18 protein-coding genes are annotated in these 21718 nt (G+C 35.2%); 6 read left to right on the top strand and 12 right to left on the bottom strand.

The window, feature by feature from the left end:
• Positions 1 to 416: 416 nt before the first annotated feature.
• Together LE179_RS00175 and LE179_RS00170 are read left to right on the top strand one after the other, a co-directional pair.
• On the top strand, positions 417 to 563 hold the full coding sequence (locus LE179_RS00175; RefSeq protein ID WP_374128360.1) for a hypothetical protein: 147 nt from the start codon (positions 417 to 419) through the stop codon (positions 561 to 563).
• 1291 nt (positions 564 to 1854) lie between these two features.
• Positions 1855 to 2703 (top strand): hypothetical protein, encoded by an 849-nt coding sequence (locus tag LE179_RS00170; protein ID WP_374128359.1) that lies wholly within the window; start codon positions 1855 to 1857, stop codon positions 2701 to 2703.
• A 1369-nt stretch (positions 2704 to 4072) separates the two neighbouring features.
• On the opposite strand, the gene trpA is transcribed toward LE179_RS00170, so the two are convergent.
• From trpA to LE179_RS00130, 8 genes are all read right to left on the bottom strand, one after another.
• Entirely contained in the window at positions 4073 to 4900 is an 828-nt protein-coding gene (trpA, locus tag LE179_RS00165) for a tryptophan synthase subunit alpha (RefSeq protein WP_374128358.1), read from the bottom strand.
• Entirely contained in the window at positions 4893 to 6083 is a 1191-nt protein-coding gene (gene trpB / locus LE179_RS00160) for a tryptophan synthase subunit beta (RefSeq protein WP_374128357.1), read from the bottom strand. Before trpB ends, trpA begins: the two co-directional genes overlap by 8 nt.
• 166 nt (positions 6084 to 6249) lie before the next feature.
• Positions 6250 to 6852 carry a phosphoribosylanthranilate isomerase gene (locus LE179_RS00155; RefSeq protein ID WP_374128356.1) on the bottom strand — a complete coding sequence of 201 codons (603 nt, stop codon included), beginning with the start codon at positions 6850 to 6852 and terminating at the stop codon, positions 6250 to 6252.
• Positions 6853 to 7039: 187 nt separating this feature from the next.
• On the bottom strand, positions 7040 to 7813 hold the full coding sequence (gene trpC, locus LE179_RS00150; protein ID WP_374128355.1) for an indole-3-glycerol phosphate synthase TrpC: 774 nt from the start codon (positions 7811 to 7813) through the stop codon (positions 7040 to 7042).
• Between the two features lie 136 nt (positions 7814 to 7949).
• The gene (gene trpD / locus LE179_RS00145; protein ID WP_374128354.1) at positions 7950 to 8975 is read right to left on the bottom strand and encodes an anthranilate phosphoribosyltransferase; all 1026 of its coding nucleotides are present in this window, start codon (positions 8973 to 8975) and stop codon (positions 7950 to 7952) included.
• A complete protein-coding gene (locus tag LE179_RS00140; protein ID WP_374128353.1) occupies positions 8972 to 9550 on the bottom strand; it encodes an aminodeoxychorismate/anthranilate synthase component II in 579 nt (192 codons plus the stop codon). Before LE179_RS00140 ends, trpD begins: the two co-directional genes overlap by 4 nt.
• Positions 9547 to 11022 carry an anthranilate synthase component I family protein gene (locus LE179_RS00135; protein WP_374128352.1) on the bottom strand — a complete coding sequence of 492 codons (1476 nt, stop codon included), beginning with the start codon at positions 11020 to 11022 and terminating at the stop codon, positions 9547 to 9549. Before LE179_RS00135 ends, LE179_RS00140 begins: the two co-directional genes overlap by 4 nt.
• Positions 11023 to 11395: 373 nt before the next feature.
• A complete protein-coding gene (locus LE179_RS00130) occupies positions 11396 to 11569 on the bottom strand; it encodes a hypothetical protein (protein WP_374128351.1) in 174 nt (57 codons plus the stop codon).
• Between the two features lie 1075 nt (positions 11570 to 12644).
• On the opposite strand from LE179_RS00130, the gene LE179_RS00125 reads away from it, so the two are divergent.
• Entirely contained in the window at positions 12645 to 13748 is a 1104-nt protein-coding gene (locus tag LE179_RS00125; RefSeq protein ID WP_374128350.1) for a carbohydrate porin, read from the top strand.
• 268 nt (positions 13749 to 14016) lie between these two features.
• Here the strand turns inward: LE179_RS00125 and LE179_RS00120 are convergent, their stop codons facing one another.
• Both LE179_RS00120 and LE179_RS00115 read right to left on the bottom strand, forming a co-directional pair.
• Positions 14017 to 14199: a hypothetical protein gene (locus LE179_RS00120; RefSeq protein ID WP_374128349.1), complete on the bottom strand. Its 183-nt coding sequence runs from the start codon at positions 14197 to 14199 to the stop codon at positions 14017 to 14019.
• A gap of 676 nt (positions 14200 to 14875) precedes the next feature.
• Positions 14876 to 15529: a hypothetical protein gene (locus LE179_RS00115; protein ID WP_374128348.1), complete on the bottom strand. Its 654-nt coding sequence runs from the start codon at positions 15527 to 15529 to the stop codon at positions 14876 to 14878.
• A gap of 304 nt (positions 15530 to 15833) precedes the next feature.
• Here LE179_RS00115 and LE179_RS00110 point away from each other — a divergent pair, with 304 nt between their 5' ends.
• The 3 genes from LE179_RS00110 to LE179_RS00100 all read left to right on the top strand — a co-directional run bounded on the left by LE179_RS00110 (position 15834) and on the right by LE179_RS00100 (position 18122).
• Complete coding sequence (locus LE179_RS00110) at positions 15834 to 16046, top strand: ferredoxin family protein (protein ID WP_374128347.1); 213 nt, start codon at positions 15834 to 15836, stop codon at positions 16044 to 16046.
• Positions 16043 to 17110, top strand: a complete 1068-nt coding sequence (locus LE179_RS00105) for a 3-methyl-2-oxobutanoate dehydrogenase subunit VorB (protein ID WP_374128346.1) — start codon at positions 16043 to 16045, stop codon at positions 17108 to 17110. The genes LE179_RS00110 and LE179_RS00105 overlap by 4 nt, the downstream gene beginning before the upstream one ends.
• A gap of 268 nt (positions 17111 to 17378) precedes the next feature.
• A complete protein-coding gene (locus LE179_RS00100) occupies positions 17379 to 18122 on the top strand; it encodes a thiamine pyrophosphate-dependent enzyme (protein WP_374128345.1) in 744 nt (247 codons plus the stop codon).
• Positions 18123 to 18232: 110 nt separating this feature from the next.
• On the opposite strand, the gene LE179_RS00095 is transcribed toward LE179_RS00100, so the two are convergent.
• Positions 18233 to 19957: a sigma-70 family RNA polymerase sigma factor gene (locus LE179_RS00095; RefSeq protein WP_374128344.1), complete on the bottom strand. Its 1725-nt coding sequence runs from the start codon at positions 19955 to 19957 to the stop codon at positions 18233 to 18235.
• On the bottom strand, positions 19914 to 21716 hold the full coding sequence (gene dnaG, locus LE179_RS00090; RefSeq protein WP_374128343.1) for a DNA primase: 1803 nt from the start codon (positions 21714 to 21716) through the stop codon (positions 19914 to 19916). The genes LE179_RS00095 and dnaG overlap by 44 nt, the downstream gene beginning before the upstream one ends.
• Between the last annotated feature and the right edge of the window lie 2 nt (positions 21717 to 21718).

Here is a 21718-nt window from a genome sequence, read left to right as displayed (position 1 = left end):
AAAACTTTTTGTTTTTCCATCGTTATTTAAACTCTGCCCAAGATTAAAAACATTAAGAATTTTTCAGACGATTCGAATCCTTATTTTAGATAGTGACATTGTATAGTTGAAACAAAAATCAGCAATGAAAATATCATCCGCCGCTATGTTACAGCACATGCAGTAAAAAAACAAAACTGCAAGACAGGCGATAAATCCTAATCCAGCAAATATTCGTCTATTTTTCAAATATTAAAAATAAACTTTCAAATAAAACAGTCATAATAGATACGATTTTGATAGTAATTGCATAGAAAAAAACTAAAGGAGGTGTTTTCTCGGTTATGCAAACTTTCATCGAAGGACGGCATTGGCATACAGAAAAGATTTGGCGGAAATGCGACTGTTGAAATCGCTAGACAAAATTTAATCCGGGTATGAATCGTTTTATAAACGACAACAGGCAGCTTGATTACTACTTTTATATTAAAAAAACGCCGAAAATGGACGCAGATAAACTGCCGCAGACAGTCACAAACGCACACAATCAAAATAATGACACTCAACATAAAAATAGAGATTGAAATAAAAAAACTAATACTCGTTTGTCTTATCATTTATCACCGCAGTTGCCGACGACAAGCAGAATGTAATAATATAATACCACTTATGATATAATAATAAGTAATATTAAAGATACATCTTACAATCTATTTGGTGATACTCTTTCATCTAAATATGTACCAGCAGGAAAATAACAGAAATAGCACTTAAGCCGTTAGATACAGTATTTGCGGTATGGGTAACCTTACGGTTTTTTGGGGTTATAAAAAAGATTGAAATAAAAAAATATTTTGTTGTTATTTAACTCTGTTTTACAGTATTGCACTTTACAAAGCGTGATAAGAGGATTTTAAAAAATAGCATTACTCCCACCGCAGTACCCACCACTGATAATAAAAACTGTAAAGCATACGCAACAACAAGGGCAGCAACACTCACTAGGCATAATAATAGGCATATAAATACCGATTAAGGCCGGTACAGTAAAATTGCAGAAATAAATACAAAAAAACCGAAAGAATTAAAAATCAAAAAGACAATATTTATACATTGCAATTTGAAAACAATCGGTTGAAATGCAAATTGACAGAGAACAAGAGAATACACAAACCAAATGCGTAAGCTGCAACCTTGATTACAGCAATAAGATAATTAATCAGTTAGATATACAAATACCCCAGCAGAAAGCCGAAACCAAAAATCAAAAGAACCGTAAAGATATATCCTACCATAAAAACAAAAAATGAAAATACGACAGTTAAAGTTGAATAGAAAAATGACGAGATAAATATGAATATAGATAATATTTTTGTTAATGAAAAAAACTAATTTCCGTTTCTATTATCTTTTGCCGCGGTTTATCCTGCCTTGCTGGATACAATAAGAAAACAAAAAGTACTAACATTGGCATCGTAGAAAGCAAACTAAGCTATCTGCAAAACCAAATAAAACATACGACAGGTGAAAATAAACAGAAAGATGATAAGATAAGCAATAAAAATGCCGAAAATTAAAACTATAATTTTTAACGAGGAGATTCACCGCAAAATACTAGCAAATAATAACAATACCATTTATTGATTTAACGATTTAATAAAAAAATTGAAAAAATTTTATGTTGCTTCATCGCAATATATTACGCTTTTGCCTTCTACATTTCCTGCAAGAAAAATAAAGTATCGACGCTCGGAGAGATAACGACAGAAAGCATTATTAAAACGGACAACTGTGGACAGGGCAGAGGGTTCCTATGGCACAGTCATCTTAGAAATCGAATACACACTAAGAGCTGCCACCAAAAAGGAGACTAAAATGAAAAAAATATTTTATTGTTATTTAACATTCTGCTTTATGGCGTCGTACTTCACCGGATGCGATAAGAGAATTATAAATACCAATAACAATACTCTTTCGGATAAAATAGCCCCTAATACGATAATACCCGTGTTATCAGTTTCTCCTCAAGATGCCTTTCCCGATATTATTTCCAGTTTTTCATCTGTTTTGCGAAAGCTAAAGCTAAAGGAACACTATATTATCACTGCTGCCATTACTACTATTATTACTTTGACTGTCATTGCTATTAGCAGCTATTATCTGAAATATAGACATGATCACGACACCATAACATTGTTTAAAAGAGACGCAACCTACGTAGCCCAAAATACGGAACAAATTAACGAGCATTACAAACTCAGTAAAGAATCACAGACTCCCAAGCAGAATTTTGTCTCCCTTCAAAAAAAGATTGTCAAAAACCTCTATGATACTATCCAAACTCTCCGCAAGATCATCGACATCAAAAAACTTGCAACCAATCAAGGACTTCAACAAATTGATAAAGATATCGAAGAAATAAAAAAAGAATTGAATCAAATTACCAATCAAAACAACAAGCAGGTTAATATGAATAATGATAATAATATTCTTGAGGAAAATGAAGAGATAATTAACAATGTCATTATTTTTATCAACAACGACCTTAAAGCTAAGTTTATTAAACATTTACTAAAAGACAAAGAGAAAAGATTGATTATTAATCAGCAAAATAAAACTTTTAATATGAGGGGTACAAAAGACCTACGACAAAAGATTGCTAAAATACGGGGTAAAAATTACCCTCTATCGTTCCCTTATTCCTATTTTGTTATTGAAAATTAAAATATGTCCAGAAAGATGAGATTATAAGCATTTTCATAAAGAAGTCAAAAAAATGATCAAATAAATAAAAAAAGCGATAGAGAGAATAAGCTATGTCGTTTGTCGACCAGTGTTTAAAAAAGTCGGAAAAACTTTTTTATTGTAAAGAGCTTTAGATAAAATTAAAGTGAAAATAATAACCTCCCAACTCCGATTTTCTATCAACACTTATTAAATCTCTTGGGAAAATGAAGAAAATATTAAGTTTCGTAAGAAAAATGAGTGGCTTAAGAACCTAACTCAGTCTCAGTAGTCTACAGTATAAATTATATAAAAAAGACTTAAGGAAGAAGCAATTTATAAAGATAATGCGATATGCAATCCTGTTGAACGAGCAAAATCAAAATAGAAATCAATAGAGGCAATATTTCGTCGTATACGCAAGGAAACTAAAAAAAGTATCTCCATTATGCACATACCAAAAAAGATAGGTGCTATTTATACTTTAAAACTACTGGACTTGAAACAAAAGCAAAGTTATTTGAATCCCAAGAAAAACCGGAGACCTACTAAAAAACAGACAGATCGGAGTCTTTTACGACAGCGATACAACCGCAACATGGCGTTACTACTATAATTTACACAATACACTGGAAAAAAGGAAATATAATAGAAGCGGCAGCAAAAACCGCCAAACCGGCAAGACAAATACAAATCGCAAGAAAAAAATCAAAATTAACAACAAAAGACAATAATGAAAATCTCAAAAACTATCTCACAGATTATCTAGGAAGATAGAGAAGTTATCGTAAACAGAAGCGAGCAAATGTGCTGACTGCAGCATAACTGTCACAATCCGAACGTCGCCGTTTATAACGACCGTATTTTTTGTTTCACCTGCCGACAGAGTGACGACAACAATTATCATCTTAAGCAAGTCAAAAAAAACATAAACAGAAAAAGTAAAAAAACTGCCCGACTCTACTACTAGACGTTCAAAAGGAATTAAATAATGAAGAAGCAGACTGTCGTTTCTGCAAAAATAAGAATCCTGCTTTTATCATTGATTACAAAAATTACAAAAAATATATGAAAAAGATATTGACGGCAAACTGTAAAAGCCTTATTTCTGCCCGTCACATCAATAGCATACTCGTTTCTAAAAGAATAACACGACGACTGAATAATCCAAGCTTATCGGTTGAAACACTTTTTTGTTACGTCAAGCATATTTTCATCTTTTCCTAAAACGACGACTTTTATTTTTTCCTCCTATCAAAAGAAAAAAATCTGCGGTGAGAGCTATCATAATCTTTTGGCAGGAAGATATCTCTCTTCTCTTTCAAGCTATGCAAAGTCGGATAAAAACATTTTTCCAGCACGCTCTATCTCAGTTCTGTATAATTTTCTTGATTTCTGAAACATATTCCGCAAGTTTGGTGGCAGCGTTTTCTTTATATTCTGCAATTATTTTGACAACAGCACTTCCGATTATTACACCGTCGGCATCTTTTGCCATCTCCTTTGCCTGCTCGGCAGTAGAAATTCCAAACCCTACGGCAACAGGAGTATCCGTCAATTTCTTTATTTCCGAGACTATATTGCCAATATTTGTAGTTATCCTACTTCTCACTCCAGTAACGCCGAGCGACGAAACAAGATATACAAAACCTTTAGCTTGTCTTGCCAAAGTATTTATTCTCTCTTTAGACGTAGGCGCTATAAGCGTAATAATCACTATGCCGAATTTATCGGTAAAGGCTTTAATCTCATCTTGCTCTTCAAAAGGCATGTCGGGAACAATTACGCCTTTTATTCCCGTATCGGCGCACTTTTTAAAAAACTTTTCATATCCGTAAGAGAATAAAGGGTTCAAGTATGTCATAAATACAAGCGGAACATTTGACTTTTTTCTGACGTTTACAACCGCATTAAAAATATCATCTAAATCTATTTTTTTCGATAGCGCTCTCGTCATAGCATCTTGTATTGTCTTTCCTTCCGCAACAGGATCTGAAAAAGGTATGCCTATTTCTATTAAATCAGCTCCACTTTCAGCCATTGCCAGAATGTAGTTTTCGGTTTTATCAAGAGACGGATCTCCAGCCGTAAGATACGTTATCAGAACTTTTTTATTTTTAAATATTTCCGTGATATTCCCCGACTTTTTCTCGCCGTTAAAAGGCGAGAAAACAGAGGAAGAACAAACATTATTCATTAATATTTACCCCCTTGTATTTTGCAATCATTGCAACATCTTTATCGCCCCTGCCAGAAATGCAGATGACTATTATCGCATCTTTTTTCATTTCAGGAGCAATTTTCATTGCATAATGCACTGCATGCGCAGATTCTATAGCGGGAATAATCCCTTCGGTTCTTGACAAAAACTCAAACGCTCCGACAGCTTCATCATCAGTAACGGGAACATATTGCGCTCTTTTTATATCGTGTAGATACGCATGTTCCGGACCTATACCCGGATAATCAAGTCCGGCAGAAATTGAATATACAGGAGCGATTTGTCCGTTTTCTGTCTGGCAAAAATACGATTTCATTCCGTGAAATATTCCGAGCCTTCCTTTTGCAATAGTAGCCGCAGTTTCAAAAGTATCAATGCCTTTACCCGCAGCTTCACAACCTATAAGTTCAACTTCTTTATCACCTATAAAATTATAAAAAGCACCTATCGAATTCGAGCCGCCTCCAACGCAGGCAATAACTGTAGACGGAAGCACAGACTCTTTTTCCATCAACTGTTCTTTTATCTCTTTGCTTATAACGCTTTGAAAATCTCTCACAATCTGCGGATACGGATGTGGTCCCATCACCGAGCCTAAAACATAAAACGTGTCGTCAACTCTTCTGCTCCACTCTCTCATAGCTTCACTCACAGCATCTTTTAAAGTTTTTGTACCGCTCTTTACAGAATTGACTTTCGCGCCAAGCAACTGCATTCTGAAAACATTTAAAGCCTGCCTTTCGGTATCCTCTTCGCCCATAAAAATTTCGCATTCCATACCGAGCAGCGTAGCGGCAGTCGCTGTCGCAACACCATGCTGTCCTGCTCCTGTTTCCGCTATAATTCTTTTTTTGCCCATTTTTTTCGCAAGCAAAACCTGTCCCAAAACATTGTTTATTTTGTGCGAGCCGGTATGATTCAAATCTTCTCTTTTCAGATATATTTTTGCTCCGCCAAGTTTTTTAGTGGCATTCCCAGCATAATACAATTCCGACGGTCTTCCCGCATATTCGTTAAGCAGAAAAGCAAGCTCTTTATTAAATTGCCCGTCATTTTTTAAACGATTATAAGCCATTTCAAGCTCATTTACGGCATTCATAAGCGTTTCCGGAATATATTGCCCGCCATGTATTCCAAATTTCCCTTTTAACTCTGACATTGTTTATCTCCTTCCTGTATGGTTGCCATTCCGAAAGACAAAGACTTGAAGAATCTTTTTCTACAAACTATAAAAATCCGTATGCTTCCGCCCGCAACACTACTGTTTCTATCATACCGACAGACAAAGAATTCTGTCGTTTACTTCACTTTATCCGTTCCAGTCTTTATAAACTTCTTACAATATTTACCGTCTCAACAATTTTGTTTAGATCCTTTATACCGCCCGTTTCAACGCCGCTGCTCAAATCAACACAATAAGGATTTAATTTCTTTACCGCTTTTACAATATTATACCTATCTAATCCGCCTGCAAGAAAAAACGGTTTTTCGCAGCCCTCAAGCAAACTCCAATCAAAAACTTTTCCGCCGCCGCCGTATTCGGAACCGCTGTACGCATCAAAAAGCACAAAATCTGCTTTTGTTTCAGTATCATGAATTTTATCTTTTACCCTCACAGCTTTTATAACCGGGTTTTCTATTTTCTCTTTCAACTCGCTTATATAAGATTCATCTTCATCGCCATGGAGCTGTACTAAATTTATAGTTTTATCTTCACACAAATCGACAATGTTGTCAATCTTATCGTTTACGAAAACACCGACTGATCGAATTTTATCGTCAAGCAGATATCTAAATTTTGCAGCAACGCTAAAATCTATTTTTCTCTTTACGCCTGCAAAAACAAAACCGACAAAATCCGGCTTTGCAATGTTTACAAAACCTATATCTTCTTTTCTCTTAAGTCCGCATATTTTTATTTTCGGCATTATCACTCTTTTCCTACTGATTTTTACCGCTGCAGATCGTTTGATGGTTTCTTCTTGCCCCGCAACAACGCGAGCAGACAAAACTACTGCAAAAACCGCAAAAAGACGGCAGCTTTCCAGCAAATGACAAATAACACACGCATACACTGGAAAGATTTACTCGACTTATGCGAATGACAGCAATCTTCTAGCTTTTTAATTCTCTAAGATGTTCCGCAATACTGCCGCTTCTCATAAGTTCTTCGCCTATCAAAACCGCATTGACATTATTCGCTTTGAGAATGCTTATATGTTCTTTCGTTTTAATCCCGCTTTCCGAAACAAAAATTTTATCATCCGATACAAGACTGCGAAGTTTCATGCCGTTATTAAAATCAACCTCAAAAGTTTTAAGATTCCGGTTATTAACGCCTATTATTCTAGCGCCGATTTTTAATGCCATCTCAATTTCTTTTTCATCGTGAGCTTCAACAAGACAGGACATGCCAAGTCCTTGCGCCGTCTCCGCAAATTCTTTTAAAACATCGTACGATAAAATAGAACATATCAAAAGAACAGCATCCGCACCAATGACCCTTGATTCGTATATCTGATAGGAATCTATTATAAAATCTTTGCGTAGAACCGGGATTTTTACAATACTTTTTATCTCTTGTAAATACCTTGTGCTACCAAGAAAAAAGTCCGGTTCGGTAAGAACAGAAACAGCGTCAGCTCCAGATTTTTCATATTCCAAAGCAATTTCTTTATATTTAAAATCGGTTGATATCAATCCTTTTGACGGCGAAGCTTTTTTAACTTCGCAGATAAAACTCATTCCCACTTTTGACAACGCTTCTTCAAAAGAAACAAATTTCTCTTTTTTATTTAAGGCTTCTTTTTTTATCGTTTCAAAAGATTTTTGAAACTTCGCTTTTTCAACTCTTATTTCTGTTGCCGCAACAATTTCATCCAATATCATCTTTATACCTCATGCAATCGGATTTACAAATATAAATCCCTCATTCAAACAATCTTTGAGGAACAAGAAAACGACAAACTCCCTTCAGCTTCTCTCATTTCCCAACATTCTCTCGCAAGCTTGAAGCTTTCAGGCTTCAGTTGCTTATCTCTTGAACTTCACGCGATATTTTTATAAATTCATTAAGTTTATTTAACGCCTTCTTACTATCAATCATTTCCTGTGCCATTTTTAAACACTGTTTAAACGTCATGTTATCATAAAACATATATAAACACACAGCGGAATTTAAAACGACAGTATCCCTTTTCGCTCCCTGCTTGCCGTTCAAAATATCTAACGCTATTTCTTTGTTTTCTTGAGGTGTTCCGCCGATGAGTTCAGACAACTTGCATCTTTTCAATCCAAACTGCTCCGGCGTAATAAAAAAACTGTTTAATCTACCATTATTCACTTCGCAAATCGTTGTAGTATCGGATAACGTTACTTCGTCAAGCCCGTCATGCCCATGTACCACCATCGCTCTTTTCACGCCAAGATTTGCAAGCACGTTCGCTATAGGTTCCACAAGATTTTCATCATAAACCCCGATAAGTTCATAGTTTGCCTTCGCCGGGTTTGCAAGAGGTCCTAAAATATTAAATATTGTCCTTATGCCGAGTTCTTTTCTCACTTTAGCTACATATTTCATAGACGAGTGAAATGTCTGCGCCATTAAAAAGCACATTCCAATTTTCCTTAACACCGCTTCACATTGCTTCGGAGTAAGCATTATATTTACTCCTAAAGCTTCAAGCAAATCAGCGCTTCCGCATTTGCTAGATACGCTCCTGTTTCCGTGCTTTGCAACCGGTACGCCCGCCGCTGCAATGACAAACGACGACACCGTCGAAATATTAAATGTCGCAAGTTCATCTCCGCCCGTCCCCACAATATCAAGCACGTCAAACTCAGGATTTAATTTCTGGCATTTTTCCCTCATAACCATTGCGCAAGCCGTTATTTCCTCAATTGTTTCTCCCTTAAGTCTAAGAGATGTAAGAAAAGAAGCGATTTGCGCGTCAGTAGCTCCGCCATCCATTATTCGATTCATCACTTCTTTTGTTTTATCTATTGTAAGATTATGCCTGTTTACAATTTCATAAATAGCTTCTTGTATCATTTTACCTCCGTCAAATTGAGAAAATTTTCAATTATTGTCATTCCGCTTTTTGTAAGCACAGATTCCGGATGAAACTGCAGTCCGTAAAGATTGCAATCTTGGTATTTTACGCCCATTACCTGCGATTCTTCATCTTCGGCTATTACAAGCAATTCATCGGGAAGAGTTGACCTGTCCGCAATAAGGGAATGATACCTTGCAGCTTTGAGAACCGGAGAAAGTCCTTTAAAAACAGGACTGCCGTTAGCAATATGTATGTCGCTTGTTTTGCCGTGCATCAAGGTTTTTGCATACGTAATCTTTGCGCCAAACACCTCGCATATTGCCTGATGTCCCAGACAAACTCCCAATATCGGCATTCTTCCTTTAAAATACTTTATCGCTTCTTCGCATACTCCCGCAGCATCCGGTCTTCCTGGACCCGGCGAAATAATCAAATGCGACAAATTTAATTTTTCTATTTCCTCAACTGTCATTTCATCATTTTTTATAACTTTCACATCTTTATTTATAGTCCCGACGTACTGATAAAGGTTATAAGAAAAACTGTCGTAATTGTCTATAATTAAAATCATATTTTCTCCTCTTGAGCAATTTGCAGTGCATTGATAACCGCCCGCGCTTTTTGACTGCATTCGTTATACTCCTTTTCTGGATCGCTGTCCGCAACAACACCCGCACCGGACTGAACATAAACTTTTCCGTTCTGCAGCTTTGCCATTCTTATTGCAATGCACATATCCATATTTCCCGTGAAGTCTATATATCCTATCGCGCCGCCGTATGTCCCGCGCTTATGTTTTTCCAAATCATTTATAATTTCACAGGCTCTTTTTTTGGGAGCGCCGGATAAAGTACCCGCCGGAAGAACAGCCGACAAAGCATCGAGATGATCATAGCTGTCTTCTATTGTCGAACTTATTACCGACGCTATATGGCTTACATGCGAAAATTTTAAAATTTTCATATACTCCGTCACTCCTACGGAACCGAACTTGCTGACTTTGCCTAAATCATTTCTCCCTAAATCCACAAGCATATTGTGTTCCGAAAGTTCTTTTTCGTCGCTCAAAAGCTGCGAGATAAGAAGTTCATCTTCGGCGGCATTAGCTCCCCGTCTGCATGTTCCCGCTAGAGCATAATTTATGATTTTATTATTTTTTAAAGTAACAAGCGTCTCAGGCGAAGCGCCGGCAATTTCAACATCACCAAAATTAAAATAAAACATATACGGCGACGGATTTGTAGTTCTCAAAACCCTGTATGACTGTATAAGGTTGCCGCTGAAATCCGCTTCAGACCTGTTTGATATCACAGCCTGAAAAATATCGCCCTCGTGTATATGTTCTTTTATTTTTCCAATCATATTCATAAATTCTTTTTTATCATGTAGCATTTTAAAGTCTGATTTAAGTTCCGATTTCTGTTCTTCCTTTGTGACGCCGTTTCTTATAAGCTCTTCCATTTCCTTGAGTTTCATTTCCGCTTTTATAAAATTCTTCTCAAAATCCACAACGGGAACGTTTACTATAATAAAAATTTTTTGCTTCAAATGGTCAAAAGCTATAATCGTATCAAAAAGCATAAGATAAAAGTCATCAAAATTTTCGTCATTTGAATTTGAAAGATTCAAAGATTTTTCACTGTACTTAACAAAATCATAAGAAAAATATCCTGTTAAACCTCCTGTAAACGGAGGCATATATTCTATTTTAGGACTCTTATACTCCGAAATAATACCTCTCACTATCTTTACCGGATCATCTGTGATTACTTCCTTTTCCTCGCCATCATTTATAAAAACTTTATTATCGTTGCATCTGACGGTAAGCTTAGGATCGCAACCGAGAAAAGAATACCTTCCCCAAGTCTCGCCAAAAGCAAAGCTTTCAACGCTTTCAAGTAGATAACATTTTTTATTTTCCGCCATAAAAATTTTGAGGATTTCAACAGATGTCCTGATATCCGCAAAAATTTCCCTACACACCGGAACTATCGTATAATCTTTAAAAAACTTCTTCGCTTCTTCTAGTGAAGGTCTGATCATTTTTCCTCCCTCTATAAAATAAAAAAAACGCCTGTCCAAGACATAAAAATACATGTCAAGGACGGACGTTTGAAAATGTCCGTGGTGCCACCTTGATTTACGGGAATAGCGAAAACGAAAGCCAAACCCATACCCTTTAAGAGCGCTGACACGCTCATCGCAAATAACGCTTGCTATACGTCGCGGAATACTGGGGACTTTACAGCTAAACAGTCATAAGCCGTAATCCTTTTGACCGCGCCCTCCGTGGTCCATTTGATAATCTGCGTTGTACGGGAATCTCAGCTGCACCCGCTCTCTGTAACTGCACAATTACCGTTATTTCCACATCAACGGTTTCAGGTAAAACCATAATTATTAAATTTTAATTATACTATAAAATAACACTATTAAATGTCAACAATCCTATTTTAATGGCAGGTCTTGATATTTCAATCTTTTTGCAAATTTCATTTTTACATTGAGAATTATCCGTAATTAATTCATTTTTATCATCTAATTTTTTGATTCTTTCGGCTGCAAATTCATTTTCAATTACAGCAAACATTAAAGAATCATTATTACCGCACAACCGCTCACATCTTCTCTACATTCATCACAAACATTTCATTTATTTCTGGACAAAACATAACAATATTAAAACCTATCATCAATAATACTTTCTCAAAAAACCTATATATTCATAAAAAAACATTTGCAAATATTAATTTAATCTTAATATTTTTTTGTTCCTATATCATTTGACAAACAATATTAATATGACTTCTCCATCTTTCAGTTCAATAGCAGAGTCGCATTATTCCTATGAAAACAGTTCTAAATTGACGTTGTTTTCTTTAGTTGCCTGAAAACCTTATTCCGACGAAGTGACGGCAAAAACAATATATGTCTTTCCTACTTAATTTCTTGTCAGCTCCACCGCATAAAAGCAGGAAAGATTTCTTGAGATTAGGCTCGTATTAATTTAATTCGATATAATTCAGTTAAATCATATAAATCAATAAAGCGGCATAGAGACTAAAATCTAAAAGTAAAAAGACTTTCCTGTTCCAAGAAGAAAGCTAAATAATGAAAAAGCCTTTCTGCGTTGCATTTATTTTTTGTTTGAATGCGAAACACGGTAGGTTTGACATATAAAAGATTATAACTAGTGTCAAGAACTCAGCACTAACCACAATATAGGAAACATTTACATAAACAGATAATTCTTGCAGTATTAAAAAAGATAAACAGTTCACAACGTAAAAAGATAAAATAAATATAGGAAATGAATAATAAGCGATGAAAAATAATATGCTACTACCTAATTTTATGCTTTACAATACCGTTTTTCACAGGTTACGATAATTTGCAACACCTAAGTGTCTAAGCTGCTTATAATTCTTTAGATACTGCACAGCTCTAATGGACTGCGTATCCTTTCTTCATTCTTTGCGGTATTTAGCTGATGTTGCCGCCATATACCTCACTTACTTAGAACTTAGATTACTTACAAGTTCACAATTTGAATTGTAAATTGTCAAAATTTATGCAAAAAAATGCTAAAATTAAGTTCGCAGATTTAATGTCAGAAAACCTTCGGAGAGATACTTTACGGAGAGCAAAATCCACAGGAGGAAATAATGAATAACAAAGTAATAATATATTTAGTAGCAAGCGCGTTTATGCTTATGAACCCTAGTATATCCTTATTACTTGCAGCAGACAGTACAGCTGAACAGCTTGGAATTCAAGTTGAAACAAACGGAATGTTTATTATGCAGAATATAAGAAAAATCGCAAAGCCTGCAACATACAAAATCAATCTAAAACTTATAAAAGAATTTGAAAATAATGGAAAAGTCATAGCACATTTTGCGGGAGAAAAAAGCATTTATGATTTGAGAAACACAAATCATACTAAAACCCACCAAGAAACTGATATAATACCTATACAAATCCCCGAGCTATACTATCAACAAACTTTACTTGACAATAAATTTACCATAAATTTTGGAAAATTAAGCTTGTGGAGTCATTTTGCCGGCAACAATTATGCAAACGACGAAACCTCACAGTTTGTGGTGGGTTCTTTTGCAACCTACAAAGAAATAATTGACGCTCCGTCACAAACCATTGCGTTAGCACTGAATTATGCGGCAACTGACAGCTTTGATATTGCTTATGCCTATTTTACGAAAAATACTGGCGACTTTGATAGAAATGGATTCAATATATTCCAAGTTACCTGCAAATCTTCCAAAAACGGCAATTATAGACTGTACGGATGGTTAAATAACAATAAAAAATACTCCAATTATAAAATTCCTAATAAAAAATCTGGAACTTGGGGTTTCGGCATAAGTATAGATGAAGCAATAACCGAAGAAATCGGCGTATTTGCCACTGGATACAGCAAAATTAAAAAATCAGGAGATGAGGAGTTTCGTGACAATATTATTTCATTGTTGTGGAGTACAGGCATTCAGATTAAAGGTTCAATATGGTCAAGAGCAAATGACGTGGTAGGTCTGGCCGTCGGACAAATATACGATTCTAAAGGCTTAAAAACAGAGAAAATTTCTTATAAAGATGCTAAAACAACGCAAATAGAACTGTATTATAAGTTTGCACTAAACAATCATATTGCTATTAGTCCGATTGTTCAATACTTTATAAATCCTAACGCTGAAAAATCATCTAACAATATATTTGTTTATGGAATAAGAACTTCCTTTGCCTTTTAAGTTTACAGAGCATAATAATGAAAAAGAGACTGCTGCTTAAAGACAGTCTCTTTTTTATTTTTGAGATAAGAACAATGTTATCTGGCAGACAGCACTTATGAAAGTTAAGCAGAAAAAAGATAAATAACTGTGTCAGAAATAAATAGATATTACTTCTTATAGGAAAGCTGAGAAAATAACTTTACAGCTGCTTTTGATACATCTATTTCCCATCTACGCAAGAATCACGGAAATTTTACTCCCACACTTTAATTGCCCTTATTTTCACCTACTGCGGATTTGCAGCGTCAGAATTTTCACCGGCGGCAGACTGCGATTGATCAGCACCATTATTATCAACATTTGAAGACTGGTTCTGACTATCTTCTGGATTTTCCGCTTTGCTACTACAAGCCACAAATGACAAACCAAACACCGTAGCTAATGCTACAAATAACACCACTTTTTTCATTTCTTATTTCCCCTTATGATAATTTTAACTACACACAATAATTTTATATTTTTTAACATACTTTTGCAAATTTACAAACGGCATTTTCTCTTTTACTGTAAATGAGAAAGAAAAGATATTTTCTCATTCTGGAGAAGAATTATTATAGGTGCAGTCCTTTTTTTAAAATATATCCTCTTTAGATAAACGAACAATTCTATAGAAACAAGAAAAGCATTGAACACAATCGTACTTCAAAAACTAACTATCAAATTTACCGAGTATCAAAAATAGAAGTCAACACATATTCTTTAATTGACATGAGACAACTAATAAAAGAACTTATAGAAGCAAAAAACAACAGAAAAGAAGGAGCTATTATAGTAATCAATCACAAAAAAGCGCTTGATTTCGTTTATATTAAACTGGAATAGTTTAAAAACCAAATATTACAAAAATTGAGGATATTCACCATTTGCTTATTACTAGCCATAATTCCTCATTCGGATCACCATGCTGACAACATATCATTACTCAATCATCTAAAAACAGCATCGCAATGCATACAACTATTGCTCACTATTTACCGTCGTATATAAAAAGTTGTCATGCCACTTTATGAACAAAACAATATATCTTGCTTATTAAACAATTAAATCAGATTGTAAATAAATGTTTTTAAAAATTTATATTTCATTTACGCATCAAAACTGTCTTTATACATATCGTTTACCTTTCTTTTCTGACTGTTATACCACCTTGCAACCGGAGTATAGGGAACGAATATTCTCATCTTCCTATCGACTAACCTAAATTCACCTTCAATTAGCCCGCTTTCTCTTTTATGCAAATTCTGGATAATAATTCCGTTTTCTCTCAAGTGTTCGTTTAATAATTCCAACGCGCTATTGCCTCTTGATTTACTTAAATGCTTTTTATGTATTTGCTCACTATTTCCATCGGCTCTGCTTGTAAGTATAACTTTTTGTATAGTAGAACAGTCTTTTAACAACTTATGAGCATTGCGAAATTCTATTTTATCTAAGTTTTTATCAGACGAATTGCCCTCAGTCCTTATACATTTCTCAATCATATCAGTTATAGCTATATGTTCTCTCTCACATAACGCTTTCCTCTCTTCTATGGCTGCACCACCTTTCCAATACTGAAACTTGTGATTAAAAACATATTCCATAATTATCCAAAATCTGTTTCCCATGTTATTGGGATAATAAAATTCAAAATCACGATATTGCGCTACAGGTGGGAAAGTCCCTACAATAAGCGCTGACGCTCCTTTTGGAACAAAAGGTTTAAACGGATGTATCTCTAACACAATATCCTTTAACAATAAAAATAAATCCAGATATAAAAATTCCTATTAATTTTATCAAATCATCGCCATATACAACAAGTATATAATTTTAGGCACCAATATCTAGAATAAAGTTTACCAACAGGTTAAAACGGATACAGAAATAAACAAACAAAGCATAGTTTTAATAAATAAGCGGATATGCAATAAGGAATAAAGCAACAGCAAAAGAAGGATAACAAGATATTTCTGCAGCAAAAATGAAATAAATGTCGCAGTTTACGTATCTTACAAATATAAAAGTTGCCTTCACTTTAAAAAAAACATAAAATATTTTATTATGATATCAACAATTAAAATTAATTCAGAAAAATGTAAAGGCTGCAGTTTATGTATAAAAGCCTGCCCTAAACAATGTATATCTTTTTCAAAACAATTTAATAAAGCCGGATATCACTGGGCCAGTTTGGAAAAAGAAAATGCTTGTATAGGGTGCGGTTTTTGTTACATGGTATGCCCTGACGTTTGTATTGAGGTTTATAAAGATCTATGACGAAAAAACTTATTAAAGGAAATATTGCTCTCTGTGAAGGCGCGATTACAGCGGGACTTAAATCCTATTTCGGCTATCCCATAACGCCTCAAAACGAGATTCCGGCGTATCTCTCAAAAAGGATGGTTGAACTCGGAAGAGTTTTCATTCAAGCTGAATCTGAAATTGCAGCAGCAAGTATGGTTCTGGGAGCAGCCATAACAGGCGCAAGAGCTATGACATCGTCATCCTCTCCTGGAATATCTTTAAAACAAGAAGCAATTTCCTATATGTCTGGAATGCAGGTTCCTGCTCTTATAGTAAATGTGCAAAGAGGCGGACCCGGTCTTGGGAATATTTCCAGCTCACAATCAGACTATTTCCAAGCTGTAAAAGGCGGAGGTCACGGAGATTACAAAATAATTGTTCTTGCCCCAAATTCAGCACAAGAAATGTATGAAACGGCTTACGACGCTTTCGATTTAGCCGAAAAGTACAGAACACCTGTTATGATACTCACAGACGGTATCATAGGACAAATGATGGAACCTATAGAATTTAACAGGATCGAAAAAAAAGAATTTACGGAAAAAGAGTGGATTTTAAACGGATCTAAAGGGAGAGAGCCTAGATCTATCAAATCGTTACTTATGAAAGACGGAGTTTTAGAAAAACACAATGTTAAATTGCAAGAAAAATATAAACTGATATCCGAGAATGAAGTCAAGTACGAATCTTATATGCTAGAAGATGCCGAAATCATTATAATTGCTTACGGCATCTCGTCAAGAATAGCAAGATCTGCAGTAAAACTTGCAAGAAAAAATGGCATTAAAGCGGGGCTCTTAAGACCAAAAACTCTATGGCCGTTCCCGTCTGAAATAACAAATTCTCTTGCAAAACCAAATGTAAAATTTTTATCCGTCGAGTTAAGTCACGGGCAGATGGTTGAAGACGTGAAACTTGCTGTAAACGGCAAATCCGAAGTCGGATTTTTAGGAAAAGCCGGCGGCGGACTTGTCACAGAACAGGAAATACTTAAAAAAATACAAAGCCAAATCTTGGGTGGCTCGAGCGGAGCGTGAAGAACGAAAGTAATAACAAAAAGTATTAGTTGCTCTCTTATATCTCAAGCCTCTTATCTTATAATGATTGATTTTATTTTGGGTATTTAATTTTGAAGTTTTTCTTAACTTGATATGTTATTAAATAAAAACAGCGGAGGCAGGCTGTAATTCAAGCCCACAATGGCAAAAGGATATTATAACTGTATATTTCGTATCAAATTCCAAGCTGAGTTCGCTTAAAGCAGCTATTGTTTCCGTATAAGAAAAGTATAATCGGATAAATGCTATGAAAAAAATATTATCAAAACCAGAAAGTTTAAAGGATGCTGTTCTATCATATTGTCCGGGATGCGGACACGGCATAATTCACAGGCTTATCACCGAATGTATTGACGAATTAGGTGTGAGAGAAAAAACTATTGCCGTAGCTCCCGTAGGTTGTGCTGTTTTTGCTTACGAATATTTTAATTTTGATGTTACAGAAGCGCCTCACGGAAGACCACCGGCTGTTGCCACCGGAATAAAAAGAACAAATCCTGACAAATTTGTATTCACGTATCAAGGCGACGGAGATATAGCTGCAATAGGAATGGCAGAAACCATACATGCGGCAAACAGAGGCGAGAATATAACAACTATATTTGTAAATAATGCCAACTACGGTATGACAGGCGGACAAATGGCGCCCACAACACTGATAGGACAGATAACGGAAACTACACCTTTCGGTAGAAATCCAGAAAGAGAAGGATACCCGATAAAACTCTGTGAACTTCTCTCAACGCTCGAAGGAACAGCATACTTGGAAAGAGTTGCGATATATAATCCGCAAAATATAATGAAAGCAAAAAAGGCAATAAAAAAAGCTTTTCAGTGCCAAATTGATAGAAAAGGCTTCTCTTTGGTCGAAATTATCTCAAATTGTCCGGTAGACTGGGGTATGACTCCACTTGATTCAATAAAATGGGTTGAAGAAACATTTATTAAATCCTTTCCACTCGGGACAGTAAAAGACAAGACCAATACATAAAGTTTTGTTTTTTTCAAAGCTATGAATTAGAGAAAATTCATTTATATAAAAAACACATCAGCTCTATATTACTCAAGCATTTTTCATTATTCTTTTAAGTTTTTATAAAATTAATCTAAATATTCGCGTAATGACTTACTTCTTTTAGGATATTTCAATTTTCTTATTGCTTTCGCTTCAATCTGTCTTACTCTCTCCCTTGTGACACCAAATTTTTTACCAACCTCTTCAAGCGTACTTGGATATCCTATGCCTACACCATATCTTAAACGTATAATTTCAGCTTCACGCTGAGTTAAAGTGTTTAATACTTTTTCAAGTTCAAGCTGAAGTCTGTACTGTTGAGTTTTAAATACTGGATTGGGACTGTTCTGATCTTCTATAAAATCTTCAAGACGAGAATCTTCTTCTTCGCCAACCGGCGTCGCAAGAGAAACTGGTTCCTGCATCATCTTCAATATTTTTCTTACTCTATCGTGGGAAAGTTTTAATGTCTTTGAATATTCTTCTATAGTAGGCTCTCTGCCTATATCTTGCTGATATTCCTTTTTAATTTTGGTAAGTTTTGATATAAGCTCCTTCATATGAACGGGAATTCTTATAGTTCTTGCTTGATCGGCGATGGCACGATTTATAGATTGTCTTATCCACCACGTGGCATAAGTTGAGAATTTAAATCCTCTTTTCCATTCAAACTTTTCTACGGCTTTTGAAAGTCCGAGATTTCCCTCTTGTATCAAATCCGATAATTCCAAATTGCTTATTCCGACGTGCTTCTTCGCTATTGAAACAACAAGCCTGAAATTTGCTTCAATAAGCTTCATTTTATCTCTGTGTATAATATCTTCAAGTTCTCTAATCTTCCTGTCAATTTCAATTATCTCTTCGGGAGTTATAACAAAACCATCTATCAGATTAGTCCGCTTAGCCAAAAGATCTTCAATTTTTGTTATGTCTTCTGCCACATCTTTTACAGAAATACCCGTACGTTTTTTAAATTCAGATACAGAAATCTTTCTTGCATTATAGTTTTTAAGCAACAGATAAACTTCAGGGAAAAGACTTTTATATTTGTGTCCAATTTTTTTTAACTCGCCATTTATTTCATTTAATTTCTGCGCTTTCGTCTTAACTTTATTAATAATCCTTTTGATTTTATCTTGATTGAGATCAAGATCCACAATAAGGTTGACAATCTCGGAATGAAGTTCTTTTACCTGCGTCTGACACTTCTCTCTGTTTTTACGGGATATTGATTTAAGTTTTAATTTCTTTTCACAAGCATTTATATTTTCTTCAATATCATTTATTTTTTTTACAGCTGACTTTATTTTTAAGTCCATTGTTCTTAACTGTCCCGACGATTTTTTCCCTCGAGGCATAAGTTCTTTGGACGTCATCTCCTGCTGTCTTATAAGCATTTCCCACTTTCTTACTTCTTCTACGATAAGAGGCGATTCTAAAACTATGAATTTTAATTTCTCTTCGCTTTCTCTTATATTTTTTACAAGCTCGACTTCCATAGATCTTTCAAGCAACGGAACTTTCGCCATCTCACTCAAATACATTCTTACGGGATTTATATCCTCTTCTTCACTTATAGCTTTTACAGACCGCTCTACGGCTTCGCCACTATTTCTCTTTGCCTTATCAGAAAGATATTCTTTATCATCTATTACTTTAATGCCCAAATCTTCTAAAGTCACAAAAAAGCTGTCAATTTTTTCGGCAACCATAGATTTTTGCGAAAGACTCTTATTAATGTCTTCATAAGTCAGATAGCCCTGCCCTTTACCGGTGTCGATCAAATCCTGAAACAAACCTTTTTTCACCATTTAATTTCCTCGATCCCTTTAAAAAAATTGTCAATTCTTTATATTCATTAAATACATTCTTATTTATTTCTTTCTCACCTGTATCCATCAAAAGAATTTCTTTTTTAAGTTGCTGTCTTCTTCTTTCAAGTCTGTCTATTTTGATATCTTTTAAAATGATACTTAAAGCCTCTTTAATGTCATTGTATTTTATTGTGTTCAATGTCAATTCTGCAAACCAATTTCCGTCTTCTTCTGACAAGACATTTAATATTTCGGAGTCACTCGATCCCGAAGTTATAAGTTCGAAAACTTTTTTACATCTCGCGTCTTCAAAACAATCCAGGTTAATTTCTTCAATACAATCTCTGTTGTTTAAAATAAGATTTAAAAGATCTTCTTCCAAAGACATTGAAACTTTTTTATTTGCAACAACTTGTTCATCTAAACCCCTATCAACTTGCAAATAACCCTTGAGTTTTAAACGCTGCTTTTTCTCAAACTCTATCCAAACTGCTTCCTCGTTAACACCAATATGCTGCGCTACACATTTTATCCACTCTGTCTGAATTATAGAATTGGAACTTCTTAAAATAAAACCCAAAAGAGTAGATACAGCACTCGCTTTCATTTCGGGCGAACTTTTTTTCCCGCCCGAAGATAAACCTCCGCACACTCTTGCAATCATGAAATCTATCGCACTCTTAGAACTGTCTTTAAGAAGCTTTAAAAAGCTTTCCTTTCCATATCGGTTGAGATACTCGTCAGCATCAACATGCTCAGGTAAAGCGGACACTCTGCACTCTATTCCGCTTTCGACGAGAATTTCAAGAGATCTTTGCGCAGCAGCTCTTCCAGCATTATCAGAATCAAAAAGCAAGGTGACACTGTCGGAATACCTTGAAATCAACTTCGCATGATATTGAGTAAACGAAGTCCCAAGCGTCGCGACTGCACCCGTTATACCAAACTGCTGCGGAATAACAACATCCATATATCCTTCAAGAATAATCATTTTTCTTTCTTTCCGAATTTCAGGCAAAGTCTGAAATAACCCGTAAAGATTTGACGATTTTGAATAAATAACAGTTTCAGGACTATTTAAGTATTTAACCTCATGATCTGCAATAGTTCTTCCGCCGAACGCCACAATTCTCCCCTGAACGTCAAAAATTGGAAAAACTATTCTGTCCGACATGTATTCAAAAAAACTTCCATTCTCCATTTTGGCTATCAATCCCGCTTTTAAAAGATCATCTCTTACACAACCCTCTTTTAAAGCTGATCCCAAAAACTGGCCTTTAGGAGAAAACCCAAGTTTAAACTTATTCACCGTTTCGCGACTTACACCACGTTTTGCAAGATATTCTCTCGCTTTTCTGGCACTTGAGTTTTCAAGCAAACACCTATGATAATATATAGCCGAATTTTCTAAAATGCCAAACAGTTTCGTTTTTTCAGATGTTTTTATTATATCTTGTTTTGTTTCTTGAATTTCTATATTTGCCTTTGCGGCAAGTTTTTTTACCGCTTCAATCCATGATATACTGTCGGCAAGCATTACAAACTTAAAAACATCGCCCACAGCATCACAGCCGAAGCATTTGAAAATTCCTTTTTCAGGACTCACTACAAAAGACGGCGTTTTTTCACTGTGAAACGGACAACACGACTTCCAGTTGCGCCCTGCTCTTTTTAAGTCCGGCAAATATTCCCTTACTACAGACTCTATGCCGTTGGAAAGTTTTATTCTCTCAATCGTATCTTCAGATATTGACATTT

This window comes from Candidatus Endomicrobiellum agilis (genome assembly GCF_020328115.1).
In the GTDB taxonomy this organism is placed as follows: domain Bacteria; phylum Elusimicrobiota; class Endomicrobiia; order Endomicrobiales; family Endomicrobiaceae; genus Endomicrobiellum; species Endomicrobiellum agilis.
The sequence above is the reverse complement of the archived record's forward strand: the minus strand, read 5'-3'. Positions and strand labels throughout refer to the sequence as shown.